This is a genomic window from Bacillus sp. CGMCC 1.16541, from assembly GCF_003184905.1.
Taxonomy (GTDB): Bacteria; Bacillota; Bacilli; order Bacillales; family Bacillaceae_H; genus Priestia.
In genome coordinates this window covers 19,034-33,831 of record NZ_QFRU01000018.1, presented here as the reverse complement: position 1 = coordinate 33,831, position 14,798 = coordinate 19,034, and the positions used below count along the sequence as shown (strand labels likewise).

The 14,798-nt window shown below is 38.6% G+C and carries 9 protein-coding genes; 6 read left to right on the top strand and 3 right to left on the bottom strand.

All coding sequences use genetic code 11. The annotated features are described in order from the left end of the window. Positions 1-2: 2 nt before the first annotated feature. On the bottom strand, positions 3-4,553 hold the full coding sequence (gltB, locus tag DIS06_RS14915; protein ID WP_110114029.1) for a glutamate synthase large subunit: 4,551 nt from the start codon (positions 4,551-4,553) through the stop codon (positions 3-5). 155 nt (positions 4,554-4,708) lie between these two features. Between gltB and gltC the strand changes: the two genes are divergently transcribed. Continuing rightward, positions 4,709-5,611, top strand: coding sequence for a glutamate biosynthesis transcriptional regulator GltC (gene gltC, locus DIS06_RS14910; protein WP_110114028.1), 903 nt, complete (start codon positions 4,709-4,711; stop codon positions 5,609-5,611). A gap of 229 nt (positions 5,612-5,840) precedes the next feature. Further along, positions 5,841-7,190, top strand: a complete 1,350-nt coding sequence (locus DIS06_RS14905; protein WP_110114027.1) for an MFS transporter — start codon at positions 5,841-5,843, stop codon at positions 7,188-7,190. 22 nt (positions 7,191-7,212) lie between these two features. On the opposite strand, the gene DIS06_RS14900 is transcribed toward DIS06_RS14905, so the two are convergent. Next, a complete protein-coding gene (locus DIS06_RS14900) occupies positions 7,213-7,878 on the bottom strand; it encodes a TetR/AcrR family transcriptional regulator (RefSeq protein ID WP_110114026.1) in 666 nt (221 codons plus the stop codon). Between the two features lie 175 nt (positions 7,879-8,053). Here DIS06_RS14900 and DIS06_RS14895 point away from each other — a divergent pair, with 175 nt between their 5' ends. The 4 genes from DIS06_RS14895 to DIS06_RS14885 all read left to right on the top strand — a co-directional run bounded on the left by DIS06_RS14895 (position 8,054) and on the right by DIS06_RS14885 (position 12,489). Continuing rightward, positions 8,054-9,514 (top strand): aldehyde dehydrogenase family protein, encoded by a 1,461-nt coding sequence (locus DIS06_RS14895; RefSeq protein ID WP_110114025.1) that lies wholly within the window; start codon positions 8,054-8,056, stop codon positions 9,512-9,514. Between the two features lie 197 nt (positions 9,515-9,711). Next, the gene (locus DIS06_RS14890; protein WP_110114024.1) at positions 9,712-10,188 is read left to right on the top strand and encodes a hypothetical protein; all 477 of its coding nucleotides are present in this window, start codon (positions 9,712-9,714) and stop codon (positions 10,186-10,188) included. A 410-nt stretch (positions 10,189-10,598) separates the two neighbouring features. Continuing rightward, positions 10,599-10,733, top strand: a complete 135-nt coding sequence (locus tag DIS06_RS20770; protein WP_275425434.1) for a hypothetical protein — start codon at positions 10,599-10,601, stop codon at positions 10,731-10,733. Between the two features lie 232 nt (positions 10,734-10,965). Continuing rightward, the gene (locus DIS06_RS14885) at positions 10,966-12,489 is read left to right on the top strand and encodes an HD domain-containing phosphohydrolase (protein WP_239422079.1); all 1,524 of its coding nucleotides are present in this window, start codon (positions 10,966-10,968) and stop codon (positions 12,487-12,489) included. 116 nt (positions 12,490-12,605) lie between these two features. Here the strand turns inward: DIS06_RS14885 and DIS06_RS14880 are convergent, their stop codons facing one another. After that, positions 12,606-14,741 carry a GDYXXLXY domain-containing protein gene (locus DIS06_RS14880; protein ID WP_110114023.1) on the bottom strand — a complete coding sequence of 712 codons (2,136 nt, stop codon included), beginning with the start codon at positions 14,739-14,741 and terminating at the stop codon, positions 12,606-12,608. Between the last annotated feature and the right edge of the window lie 57 nt (positions 14,742-14,798).

Sequence of the window (14,798 nt, the reverse complement as noted above, 5' to 3'; positions counted from 1 at the left end):
TCTCACACAACCTCTAACTTCTTTGCGACAACCTTCTTCTCTTGATTTGCATTTTTTTGAAACGCGTTCATAATTGCTTCTTCTTTTGGCAATCCATTCGCTTCATTATCCTCAATCATCATCATCATTCGTTTATAATCTTTTGGAATGACTTTTACAAACTTCGAAACAAATACGTTCCAGTTGGCTAAAATGTACGCAGCTTTTGGACTACCTGTATAGGCGTAATGCTTTTCAATCAATGCTTTTACTTCTTCGATTTCCTTTTTATTCGAAAGAGATTCAAACCCAATCATCTCTTGATTACATTGTTGTTTAAATGCGTCAACTTCCTCTGGTAATACGTACGCAATACCACCTGACATACCCGCTGCAAAGTTTTTACCGACTTCACCTAAAATGACAACTCGACCACCTGTCATGTATTCACATCCGTGATCTCCGATTCCTTCAACAACTGTTTTTACACCACTGTTTCGAACACAGAAACGTTCTCCGGCACGGCCATTAATGTATGCTTCACCGCTTGTTGCTCCGTAAAACGCAACGTTTCCAATGATGACATTTTCAGCTGCGACAAGTGTTGCTTCTTTCGGTGAAGAAACAATAATTTTCCCACCTGACAACCCTTTTCCAACGTAGTCATTTGCATCACCTGTTAAATACATCGACATCCCGTTCGGTACAAATGCACCAAAGCTTTGACCTGCTGCCCCTGTAAAGCGGAGCGTAATCGTATCTTCTGGTAATCCTTTTTCCCCGTAACGCTTAGACACTTCACTACCAACAATCGTTCCAACAACACGATTAATATTCGTAATTGTCGATTCAATGTCTACTTGATGTTGTTTCTCTAAAGCTGGACGAACGGCTGGTAATAATTTTTGGATATCGAGTGATTCGTCAATTTTATGATTTTGCGGTGTACGGAATGTACGTGCTCCTTCTGGTTGATAGAGAAGGGGTGTTAAGTCAAGGTGACTTGCTTTCCAATGCGCTTTCGCACGTTCACTCACCTTTAACACATCTGTACGACCAACCATCTCATCGACGGTTTTAAAGCCTAGTTCAGCCATTAACTCACGCACTTCTTCAGCTACAAAGCGCATATAGTTCACAATGTGCTCTGGGTCACCCATAAATTTCGCGCGAAGCTCAGGGTTTTGTGTTGCCACCCCAACTGGACATGTATCTAAATGACAAGCACGCATCATGACACAGCCAAGTACGATTAATGGAGCGGTTGCGAAGCCAAACTCCTCAGCTCCTAAAAGCGCCGCCATGACAACGTCACGACCTGTCATTAACTTGCCGTCTGTTTCTAAGACTACTTTTTCACGCAAACCGTTTAGCATTAACGTTTGATGCGCTTCTGCTAATCCAAGCTCCCATGGTAATCCTGTATGCTTAATGCTCGTTTTTGGTGACGCTCCTGTTCCTCCGTCATATCCACTAATGACAATCACATCTGCAGCACCTTTTGCTACACCTGCTGCAATGGTTCCAACACCTGACTTAGCAACAAGCTTTACACTAATGCGTGCATGGCGGTTCGCATTTTTCAAATCATGAATAAGCTGTGCTAAATCTTCAATTGAATAAATGTCATGGTGCGGTGGTGGAGAAATGAGTCCAACACCTGGTGTTGAGCCACGAACGTCTGCTACCCATGGATACACTTTATTGCCAGGAAGCTGACCACCTTCACCAGGTTTTGCTCCTTGTGCCATTTTGATTTGAAGCTCATCAGCATTCACTAAGTAATGACTCTTCACTCCGAAACGACCAGACGCAATTTGTTTAATCGCACTGCGGCGTAGATCACCGTTTGAATCAAGCTTATAGCGACTTGGATCTTCTCCACCTTCACCACTATTGCTTTTACCACCCAAACGGTTCATTGCAATCGCTAATGCTTCATGTGCTTCTTGACTTAATGAACCAAACGACATCGCACCTGTTTTAAAACGTTTCACGATGGAATCAACGGACTCTACTTCATCAAGCGATAATGCTGGACGCTCTTCATCAAATGCAAATAAGTTACGTAAAAACCCAATGCGCTCTTCATTTGCCATATGAGAATACGTTTTAAATAAGTTGTAATCATTTTTACGACACGCCCATTGAAGGGTATGAATCGTTTTTGGATTAAACGCATGGTGCTCACCAGTTTTTCTCCATTGAAAGTCACTGCCTGACTCTAACGACTGTTCGTGCGTTTCTTTATAGCCTTCTGCATGACGAACGCTCGCTTCTTTCGCAATTACGTCTAATCCGATACCACCTAGCTGTGAAGCTGTACCTGTAAAATAGCGTTCGATGACGTCTTGACTAATTCCAACTGCTTCATAAATTTGGGCACCACGATAACTTTGTACAGTCGAAATCCCCATTTTCGACATCACTTTTACGACGCCTTCTGTCACACCTTTGACATATTTCTCAACCGCTTCTTCATAAGTTGCTTCAAGAGCGCCTGCTTCGATTTCATCATAATAAGTGGCGAATGCTAAGTACGGATTAATCGCATCAGCTCCGTAGCCAATTAGTGCCGCAAAATGATGCACTTCTCGCACTTCCCCAGCTTCGACAATGATACTTGCTTTTGCGCGTGTTCCTTGACGAATTAAATGTTGATGCAAGGCACTAACAGCTAGTAATGTGGGAATCGCTGTTTTGCTTTCATTCATCTCACGATCGGATAAAACAAGTAAGCTAACGCCCTCTTCAATCGCCTCGTCGGCTTGTGCACAAACGTCTTCAATTGCAGCTTCTACATTCTCTGTAAATAACGTCGCGAGTGTACGCGTTTGAAACTCTTCAAAACGATTGTTTTGTAAACTTGCAAGCTGTTCGTTTGTTAATACAGGTGTATCTAGCTTAATACGGTGACAGCTTGATTCGTTCGGATGAAGAAGATCACCTTCAGCGCCTAAAAATGATAACGTCGATGTCACAATTTGCTCACGAATGGCATCGATTGGTGGATTCGTTACTTGCGCAAATAACTGTTTAAAGTAGTTAAACAACGACTGTGGACGATCTGATAAAACCGCAAGTGGTGTATCGTTCCCCATCGAACCAAGTGGATCTTTTCCTTCTGTTATCACCGGCAGTAAATATTTATGAATGTCTTCATACGTATAGCCAAATGCTTTTTGACGACTACGTAAATCGTTAAATGATTGTGGTACTTTCTCTTTATGATCTTCTAACGTCACAATTTGGTTTTCTAACCATTGTGCATATGGATACTCAGTTGCCATTTCTGACTTGATTTCATCATCTGAAACAATACGACCTTCTTCTAAGTCAATGAGAAGCATTTTCCCTGGACTTAAACGATCTTTGTATAACACATTTTCTGCTTCCACATCAATGACGCCTACTTCAGAAGAGAAAATAATGTAGTCATCTTTCGTTACGTAATAACGAGCCGGACGAAGACCGTTTCGATCTAAAATCGCACCAATTTGATTTCCATTTGTAAACGAAATCGCAGTCGGTCCATCCCATGGTTCCATTAGACAACTGTGATATTCATAAAAGGCTTTCTTTTCTTTTGCCATATGTTCATTTTCTGTCCATGGCTCTGGAATAAGCATCATCGCTGTATGAGCCGGCTTACGTCCTGCTAGTACGAAAAATTCAAATGCATTATCAAGAACAGAAGAGTCACTTCCATCTGTATCAAGAATCGGAAGTAATTTGTTTAAATCCTCTCCAAATGCGTCTGAAACAAATTGTTGTTCTCGCGCTTTCATCCAATTGATGTTTCCACGTAGCGTATTGATTTCACCATTATGAATTAAATAACGATTTGGATGCGCTCGCTCCCAGCTCGGAAATGTATTTGTACTAAAGCGGGAGTGCACTAAAGCAAAGGCTGAAATGAAAGACTCGTCTTGTAAGTCAAGATAAAATGCATCCACTTGTTCAGGAGTTAACAATCCTTTATAAACAATTGTTTGACTAGAAAGGCTTGCGAAATAAAATGATTTCTCTTCCTGTTTCCCCCAGTTTTCAGCTTGCTTACGAATCACATATAATTTGCGTTCAAATGCCAGGTTATCCCCGACTTGTTCACCTTTTCCGATGAATACTTGACGAACAATCGGCGCACTCTTTTGTGCAACTTTTCCGATTTTTCCGACATTTATAGGTACAGTTCTCCATCCTAAGACAACTTGACCTTCTTGTTTTACATATTCATTTATTTTATCTTCAATGTCTTGACGACTTTTATCTTCTTTTGAGAAAAAGATCATTCCAACTCCATATTCACCTTGTTTAGGTAAATCTAGGTTGTCACACTCTTTACGAAAGAAAACATCAGGAATCTGTACCATAAGTCCTGCTCCATCACCTGTTAATGGATCACTTCCTTGTCCACCGCGATGGTCTAATTGACAAAGCATGCTAAGCCCTTTTTTTACGATATCATGGGTAGGAACCCCTTTTAAATGTGCGTATAAACCGATTCCGCATGCATCATGTTCAAACTCAGGACGGTAGAGACCTTGCGCTTTCGGTAACTGATTGTATGTCATCTTTTCTCCCCCGTTTCGTTAATTTTATCTTTTGTCCTCTGTCTATTTATCGAGTCCAGATCACTTATTAATTATTGTAGGTTTTCAGAATTATATAAACAATATATAATTAAGATCAAACCTATCTCATTTTGAGATGAATGTTGGAGGAGCATATGGAATTACGCCAATTAAGGTACTTTATTGAAGTTGCCAAAAAAGAACATTTTTCAGAAGCAGCCGCTAATTTACATGTTGCACAGTCTGCAATTAGTCGACAAATTAGCAATTTAGAAAGTGAACTTGGTGTTGAACTATTTGAACGTGAAGGAAGAAATGTAAAGCTTACGTCTATCGGAAAAATCTTTTTGTCAGAAGCAGAAGTTGCGATGAAAGCGATTGAACATGCGAAAAAACAAATTGATGAATACCTAGACCCAGAGCGTGGGACAATTAAAATTGGGTTTCCCACGAGCCTTGCTAGTCATCTTCTTCCGACGGTTCTTTCTGCCTTTAAAAAAAAGCATCCAAATGTTGCCTTTCAGTTACGACAAGGTTCTTACAGCTTTTTAATTGATGCTGTAAAAAAAAGAGAGATTGACTTGGCGTTTCTTGGCCCTGTTCCAACGGACGACCCGCAAATTGAGGGACACATCTTATTTACGGAAAACATCTCTGCTCTTCTTCCAATTAGTCACCCTCTCGCCGAGCGTCAAAGCATTCGATTACGTGACTTACGAAAAGATCAATTTGTGTTGTTTCCAAAAGGGTTTATTCTTGAGCAAATTGTCGTGGATGCATGCAAACAGGCTGGTTTTTTGCCGAATGTGTCATCTGAAGGAGAAGACTTAGATGCCATAAAGGGTCTTGTGTCGGCTGGTATTGGTGTAACTCTTCTACCCGAAAGTACATTCCATGAAACCACACCACGCTTCACAAAGAAAGTGCCAATCGAAACACCGATCGTTCGTCGCACCGTTGGCATCATCACCCCAACAAACCGTGATCTTGCACCATCTGAAAAAGTATTTTTTCAATTTGCAACAGAATTCTTTTCACTACTTGAACAATATCGCTAATGATTTTTGTATAAATAAATCGTTCATCCTTAAGCCGAAATATGGACGAAACAAACATGGCCTTACTTGTAAATGTGTTAATAGCAAAACGACTTAGTTATAGAAAGTGATTAAACGAACAGCACTTTAGACTTTTTTTATCAATAAAGTTTAAAGTGTCTTTCTTTTATGGTATAGTATTTCGAGTAACGAAATGATAAAAATAGTTTAATGAAAGAGTGGTTAATCCATGAGTGATACAACGACAGAACAAGTATCTCATTCAAAAGTAGTGTTGTATTTAAGTATTGCTGTATGGCTTGTTGTCATGAATACGACGATGTTTAATGTCGCACTGCCAAGTATTTTACACGATTATCAGCTATCCCCTTCAGAAGGTGCATGGATTGTATCGGGCTATTCAATTGTACTAGCTGTGTTTACTATCGCTTATTCACGCCTTGCTGATTACTTACCGATTCGCCGATTAATGATGATAGGCGTTTTTATTTTTGGGTTTTCGTCCATTCTCGGGTTTTTCGCAACTAGCTTTTTATTTTTACTAATTGCAAGGCTATGTCAAGCTGTTGGAGCGGCAGCTATTCCTGGACTCGCGATGATTTATGCTGGAAAATTCGTCCCAATTGAACGCCGTGGACGTGCAGTGGCAATGATTTCGTCTGCTTCATCATTAGGATTCGGCTTGGGCCCTGTTGTAGGCGGAGCGATTACAGATTATTTTGATTGGAACTACTTATTTCTTATTACCCTTCTAGCCATTGCGGTCATTCCATCGATTCAGAAACTAATTCCAAAAGAAAATGTGCGCCCTGGCTCATTTGACTTTATTGGCAGTCTATTAACAGCTTTTGTCGTAACAGGATTTTTACTTTTTCTATCTACTTTAAATTGGCTCTATTTAGCAGCTAGCTTTTTAGCTGGACTGTTACTTTGGTTTCGAATCAACAAAACAACGATTCCATTTATTCAACCAGCGCTCATTACAAATAAACCATATCGCCAATTGCTATACATGAGTTATCTTGGCTTTTGTACTCATTTTGCCATTTTATTTCTTATACCTATTATGCTGAAACAACTATACAATCAAGGTCCTTCAGCGATTGGACTCATTATTTTTCCGGGTGCTCTTTTATCAGCAGTTGCTGGTATCTACGTTGGGCGTTTACTAGATCGGTATGGCAATACACGTATTACATTGATGGCACATCTTTTATTAGTACTATCGACTGTGCTGTTCTATCTCTTGTCACCTATTCATGAATACATGATTATGTTTGCTTACATGTTTACAAGCTTTGGTTTTTCTAGCTTGTCGTCTAGTACAACGAACGAAACATCTAAAATTTTACCGAAAGAATACTTGGCATCTGCTATTGGGTTAAAGCAGCTCATCCAATTTGTCGGTAGTGCATCTGGATCAGTACTTGGTGCGATTGTACTTGAATTCAGCGGAAAAACATATACAGCTCAGTCTTTCCAATCTGCCTACCTCTGTGTATTCGGACTAATGATTCTTTCCTCTCTTATCTTTATCGCTTACTCTTATCAAGAAAAAAGAGCACGTGCGTTTGAATGAACGACGTGCTCTTTTTTCTATGTTAAAAAGCGTTTGATACTTTCGTTAAAATGTATGTAATAATGTCTTGAATCGCCTCATCATCTACCGTTTCAATCACTGATGATTTTAATAATTGATACTTTTTCATTTCATAAAAGTCATACAATGCTTGCTTCATCGATAACCCTTTTTCTGCTAAAAAATCAGGGTTTAATAATGCTTGAAACATCTCTTCATCTTGTTTGACTAAGATCATGACATTTAAAGGATGAAACACCCCTTCTTTCATTCCTTCTTTATAAAAAGCTTCAATACTATTCATTCTTTTTTTTCGAGCTGTCATCATCTCTTCGTACCATTGTGGAAAACTTAACTTTAAATCGTTTAAAAAAATGTCAGATGTGTAAATAGAAGATAAAGCCGCTTGCTCAAATACTTTTTGAAATCGGTATCCATATGAAAGGCGGGAGTTCAACACGGTTTCATCAATCTCTTGAATGTATGCAAGATAGACATTTGCTACTTCTTCAATGATATCTTCTTTTGAAGAGAAGTAGTTATATAGTGTGGCTTTACTTACATTCATCGAACGAGCCATGTCTTGAATTTTCAATCCATTAAAGCCTTGTGTACGAATGACGTTCATTAATCGTTTCGCATAGGTCACTCTCATTCCTTTTCGTTCGTTAGGTCCTAGTTTACGCAACAAATCCGCCCCCTTTCGTCCAAATAGTATACCATATTTATCACCTTACATTGATTACTTTAGACAAAATGATTCATTTTAGTTTACAAAGTCTACTTGTGATGATAAAGTGATAATCAACACTTTAGACTATTTTATTATAAAAAGTATAAAATTATTCAAAAGGAGCGATTCGATGAATACACAGTTTCATCATTTATATATTAACGGTGAGTGGCAACAAGGTAAAAGTGAACGAATCATTAAAGATACAAATCCTTACACGCAAGAAGAACTGGTCACGATTCAAGCTGCAAGTAAAGAAGATTTAAATGAAGCGTATGAAGTGGCACGAGATGTTCAAGACTCTTGGAAAAAAACGTTACCACAAGAAAAACGACGCATTTTAGAAAATGCAGTTCGTGTAATGGAAGAAAACAAAGAGCTTATTATGAACTGGCTGATTAAAGAAGCTGGAAGTACAACGATGAAAGCCATGTCTGAATACAATGTCTCTCTAAATATCTTAAAAGAAGCAACGACTTATCCTTATCGTATGGAAGGTAAAATCTTACCTTCGCAAACACCAGGAAAAGAAAACCGTGTGTACCGCGACGCGTTAGGTGTTATTGGAATCATTAGTCCATGGAATTTCCCGTTCCATCTCGCTATGCGCTCAATCGCAACAGCGATTGCAACAGGCAACACAGTTGTCGTTAAACCCTCAACGGAAACACCTGTTACGGGCGGACTATTATTCGCTAGCATTTTCGAAGCTGCTGAATTACCAAAAGGTGTATTAAACGTAATTGTCGGCAAAGGATCAGAAATCGGTGACGATATGGTGACGAATCCTATCCCTCGACTTATTTCATTTACAGGCTCAACAGAAGTAGGGCGTCATATTGGAGAATTAGCAGGTAAAAACCTAAAGAAAACTGCCCTTGAGCTTGGAGGAAATAACGTATTTATCGCACTAGAAGACGCTGATATTGAACGTGCTGTTGAATCAGCGTTATTCGGGAAATTCTATCATCAAGGTCAAATTTGTATGTCGATTAACCGTATTTTTGTTCATCGAAACATTCACGATGAATTCACAAAAGCATTCGTCAATCGTGTGAAAGGTCTTAACGCTGGAGATCCTGCTAATAAAGAAACACACGTTGGACCTCTTATTAATCGTGATCAAGTTGATCGTATTTTAAACGAAATTGAAGAAACGGTAGCACAAGGCGCGACTCTTGAAGTAGGTGGCAAAGCAAACGGAAATGTGTTAGAACCATCTGTGTTAACAGGAGTAACAAATGATATGCCTCTTGCTAAAAATGAAATCTTCGGTCCTGTCGCAGTTATTATTCCATTTGATACAGAAGAAGAAGTATTAAAGATGGCAAATGCACATCCTTATGGTTTAAGCGGCGCGATTCATACACGTTCAACAGACCGTGGTACATTGCTTGCACGTCAAATCAAAACAGGGATGATTCACGTGAACGATCAATCCGTAAACGAAGAGCCTCACCTTCCATTTGGCGGAGAAAAAGATTCTGGACTCGGCCGTTTTAACGGGGAATGGGCGCTAGACGAGTTTACAACTGTTCAATGGGTATCTGTTCAGCATGAACCGAGAAATTATGGACCGTTTTCAAAATAAGTAATCACAAACGAAAGGATGAGCGATATGAGGGCGTATTTTGCCCCTTTCAGCTCATCTCTTTTTTCGTTACTCTCACGGATTGTGGTATAATCAACAAACGCACATTTATCCATGTACTCGTCACTTAGTTGACTTTCTCAAAAATTCAATAAGTGACGAGTGCAGCGTAGATTATAAACAAAGCGAGGATTTTCATGTTAACTTTTGAAGAAAAAATAGCTATTATTGAGTCATTCTCACAATTAACGCGCAACAACGTATCATTAGGTCGCGTGAACTTTCATTATGACGAAAGTGCATTTGATAAAAAAACCGTTGTTTATCACTTACATCCAAACGGAAATGGATTTGTATACGGCGGAAACTTAACAAACTATGAAACAAATGATAAAGGGTTTGTTAATATTCGTGATTTCTCAGAAAAAGAACTAAAAACAATTATCCACGAATCCATTCGATCACTTTCGCCAAAGTCAGATGTACATCGTGAAATGGCTGTCATCGGTGAAGGAGAAGAAGAACGTTGGATTGGTCCAGATGACGCAATTCTTTTACTCATTGACGAAGACGATTTATGGAACATTTACGACGGACTAAACTTAGAAGCAGCATTTGAAACGTATGAAGAAGCTGAGCAATATATGGAAGAAGAAGGCTTTAAACGCGCATAACACACGATTAGGCTGGGACATAAGTGTTTCAGTCGACAACAAATACAAACTATTTATAGTTACATCCCATTTATAGTTCGGATATTTTTTGATCAAAAAACAAGTTTAAAAGAATAGTGGAATGGAGCACAGGACACTCGACTCCTGCGGGAAATAGAGGAAAGGCTGAGACCCCACAGGAACGAGGAGACTCAGGTTCCTCCCCGCGGAAAGCGAGTGGCTGGAGCGAAATGGAACGAACTTGTTGCTGTAACATAACGATGACAGAAACGTTCTTGTTCGTTTTTGAGAAGGAATCATTTCGTTATGTCCCACTCTCTTTTTATTTTAGCGAGCATAAACATTTTATCCGAGAATGTTTAATAGTATAGTAGAACTACGAAACTTCAACCTTACAACAGAAGGCACAAATGTTAAACATCGGAACGAAAGCACCACATTTCACAGTAGATACTGTTTCTTCTTTTTCTACCTTACCGATTTCAGTAACACTTAATACTTACGAAGGAAAATGGCTCGTACTTGTCCAATGGATTGGAATGTAGGAGAACAAGTTCTAAACGGATAACCTCTATAACGTAAACAACAGAAGCACCTAAAAATATTCTAATAAGACGATTTTCATAAAAAAAGAGAAAGCTGACATCACTCCCTTACCGTTATGTCAGCTTTCTCTTTTTTGTCACTTCTTCTCGTTCCACACTGCTCTCTTATCTGTTATAATTTACCTACGACTTAAGATACTAATGACTTTATGTAAATAGGGGGCAGGTTTCATTGCCTATTTTCTCAACGTTTCAAAAAAAAATGTTTTTAAACAATTTACTCAGTTCAGCTTTTGCCGTATTCGGGGTTGGAAGTACCCTCATCTTTTATACGATTCCTTTATCAACTTTTGAAATCATGATCTTAATAGGTATTATGGCTGTATCGGTTATCATTATGGTTGTGTGTGAATTTGTGACATATCAAAAGCAAATAAAACCTATTAAACTCGCTTTTAGTCAAGACATTCATCATCTAAACACACTTCAACAAGCTTACGAACAAGTTCACATTTTTCCTGTCTTGACGGTCAGAAGGATTTTGATTCCTCACTTATTAGGCTTATCGATTCCAGCTTCCTTGCTAGCAAGCATTTTTATTTATACGGGACACTTAACAATCCCCTATTACTTTATTATTCTCGCTTGGGCTGGAGCTATTTTGATTGCAACGATGCACGCATTGATTGATTTCTTTCTCACTTTTCGTACCATTCAGCCGTTGCTTACTTATTTGAATAACCGAGCAAAAAGTGCCTTTAATGTTACTTTGTCTGTTCATAAAAATGGATTCATTAGTATTCAAAAAAAGATGTTAACAAGCTCACTATTTTCAGCTATTTTTCCTGTTATGCTCTTTAGCCTTGCCAACCAAGTCCATATTTTTGAACAACAAGGGTTAATTTGGAATGAATATTGGAGTTGGGCTAGTATTATTTTACTCATGGTTATCGTGATTGCCTTAAGCGGTGCTTTTTTACTGTATAAAAACATCCAACAGCCGTTAAATGAACTCCAAAACGCGTTTCATAACGTAAAGAACGGGGAATTTCAGTTACTTGAAAATACATATTCTGACGAGTTTTCACAGCTTGTAACCGGCTATAATCATATGGTGACGGCGATTAAAGAGCGAGATGCGTTGAACAAGGAGTTATTAGAAAGTTTCTTTACCGTCTTTGCTGCGACATTAGACGCAAGAGATCACTATACAGCCGGTCACTCTATTCGTGTCGCCAATTATGCTGTTCAAATCGGTGAAAAAGCTAACCTTAGTAAGAAGGAATTGAACTTACTTAAAAAGTCGGCGTTATTACACGACATCGGAAAAATCGGCATTCCTGATCATGTGTTATTAAAAGATGGCAGATTAACAGATGAGGAGTTTTATCATATTAAACAACATCCTGTTATCGGAGCACATATTTTAGAACAAGTCAATCTAACCGAAGAGATGAAACCGATTCTTCCAGGGGTAAAGTACCACCACGAACGTTATGATGGGAAAGGATACCCAGAAGGATTAAGAGAAAAAGAGACACCTCTTTTTGGTAGAATCATTGCAGTCGCTGATGCCTATGATGCGATGACTTCTGACCGTCCTTATCGAAAGGGCATGTCTGTCGAAAAAGCATTAGCCATTATTGAAGACGGTAAAGGTACACAATGGGATCCTTATTTTGCATCATTATTTATTGATGTCATAAATGAAACAACGATAACAGAGACGAAAAATAATCCTGTCTCTGTTAGCTAAAGGCTGCATGCAGTTTAATCAAAAAAGTAGCCCACCTGTTAGAGTAGATATGTAACAGGTAGGCTACTTTTTATTGTTGGTTAATCGAGCAGGTGCATTCCCTTGCTTTTTTATCCTTACTCCTCCAGCTCGATTAACAACGCATCTCCATTTTCTCCTACTTTTACTTTTGCGTATTTTGCGTTTTCTTCAACATCCCGTCCAGTTCCTTCTGCAATAAAGTAATTTTCAATTCCATATTCTACATTTCCGCTCCCTTTATAACGTCCATTTATCCATACGTCAGCTTGATCATTTATGTTCTGATCCTTGGCTACATACGTGCGATATTCATAGATTCCTTGTTCATTTTCAACAAGCCCTACTTTTATTTTTTCGTTATAATTTGGCTCTTGTGTCAACTCAACTCTTGAAATAGTAAAACGTAAAATCACATAATCTCCTTGCAGAAGTGAACGTGGATCTAACGGCTCTAATTGTAAGGTCACCGTTTTCCCATTAGCTAACAACCGTTCACTTTTTGTCACTTGCACACTAACGAGTACGAGCTGAATCGCTATGATGCTAATAAGAATTCTTTTCCCCTTTGTTACAAAGCTACGATTCTCACTTGTAAACGATGTACGTTTGTCAATCCAGTTAACGACTGTAAAAATGAAAACACCGACAATCATAAACGTAATAGACTTATGAAGTAAACTCCATAATAAGTCGTAATATTTATAGCCAACATACGCCAACCAACCGATAAGACTTATAACGAATAAAAACGTCGCTTGTTTTCGAATCGCCATCATTAACAGAGCTGTGACCACCACAAAGTAAAGAACATTGATTATCATGTAGAAAGCAAATGACTCTTCATTTAAAAACGTCCAAACGAAGAAGGCCGCTAACAAATAAATCACACTATTATGATATAAAACTTGTTGTACATTTTTAGATACATACGTCCTAACGAATAAAATAAGTAGATTAAGTGCAATCACCATCATCATGGCTATCTCTGGTGACATATGCTCAACTGAAAACGATGCGGTAAATACGATCATTGCTGCAAAGTACGTCACATATTGAAACACGTGACTAGAAACTTTTATAAACACAAACCCTAGCACAAGAAAGAGCAACAGCGATATCCACATTCCTTCAAATAACACAGAAGGAATTGCAATTAAATAACCCGTTAATAACATCGTATAGCGAATAACAGAGTCCCATGTTGGCCTTAAAGCAGCCGGAACAATTAAAAACGTTGTCGCGAAAATCGCGAATAAAATTGGCTCCATTTCTCCCGTTATTAATACAACAAGCCCAATAAACGAACTTGCACCAATAAATGAGGCGACGATTGCAATCACACCAATGAATACGCGTTTAGAAATCGTCTGTTCTTTAAATTTCCGAATAAGCACAACGGCTATCCCAACGATAATAAACGGGAAGAAAATCGTCAAATAAAAGATCATCTCTGATCCAATGTAAATCAGAAAGGCAATGAATTTCCAAATAAGAAAAAATGTCGCTGCTAATCCACTAATAACCGTAAATCCTTTATTCCACCCTTGTTCATTGCTATACCAAAACAACCACGCTGCGACTGCTATATAAACCACACTCATTAGTATAATAAACGGATCAAATAATTCTCCTAACGTTAACGCTAGCATCGCTCCGTGAAACGTCACAAGTGATAAAAACGATAGCGCTTTGGACTGTAACCAACCTTTTTGAACGACCAAAAACAAGATAAAGTTACTGACAGCGACGATGCTAAAAAGCGATCGATACAAACCTTCATCTAAGCCAAAAAAGCTTGATGATGGAAACAACCAAAACCAAAGCGATAAATGAATGAGCACATGACTTAACAAATAAAATGGTTGATACTTCGTAAAGATGGAAAATAAAAGTGCTGGTATGGCCCATACAAGAAACAATTGAAAACTATCTGCATGAGAATTATAAATCTGACCTAAAAGAGCGACGGTCACCCCAAACGTCAAACAACCTACAAACATAAGCCACTCACTTAAAAATGGTCGACGTTTCAACCATGTTGTCACTAAAAATGCACTTCCATAAAACAAAAGCATTAACCCAACACTTAAACTAATTTTCGTCCACTTATCAAATCCAGGCCAATTAGCAGCAAAAAAGTAAATAATCGCTGCTAAAATAAGCGATAACCCCATAACATATCCAACTTGAATAAAGCGCTCTTTCACGATGGATGACTCGACTTTCCCCATGTTTTCACACCCATTCTACATGTAGTTATTCCTTATTCTACTATATTCATTACACGA

Bases quoted from the DNA above. Each gene is read 5' to 3' on its own strand.
- DIS06_RS20770 (WP_275425434.1), top strand. From the start codon at position 10,599: ATGTTAAACATCGGAACGAAAGCACCACATTTCACAGTAGATACTGTT.
- DIS06_RS14890 (WP_110114024.1), top strand. From the start codon at position 9,712: ATGTTAACTTTTGAAGAAAAAATAGCTATTATTGAGTCATTCTCACAA.
- gltC (WP_110114028.1), top strand. From the start codon at position 4,709: ATGGAATTACGCCAATTAAGGTACTTTATTGAAGTTGCCAAAAAAGAA.
- DIS06_RS14905 (WP_110114027.1), top strand. From the start codon at position 5,841: ATGAGTGATACAACGACAGAACAAGTATCTCATTCAAAAGTAGTGTTG.
- gltB (WP_110114029.1), bottom strand. From the start codon at position 4,553: ATGACATACAATCAGTTACCGAAAGCGCAAGGTCTCTACCGTCCTGAG.
- DIS06_RS14880 (WP_110114023.1), bottom strand. From the start codon at position 14,741: ATGGGGAAAGTCGAGTCATCCATCGTGAAAGAGCGCTTTATTCAAGTT.
- DIS06_RS14895 (WP_110114025.1), top strand. From the start codon at position 8,054: ATGAATACACAGTTTCATCATTTATATATTAACGGTGAGTGGCAACAA.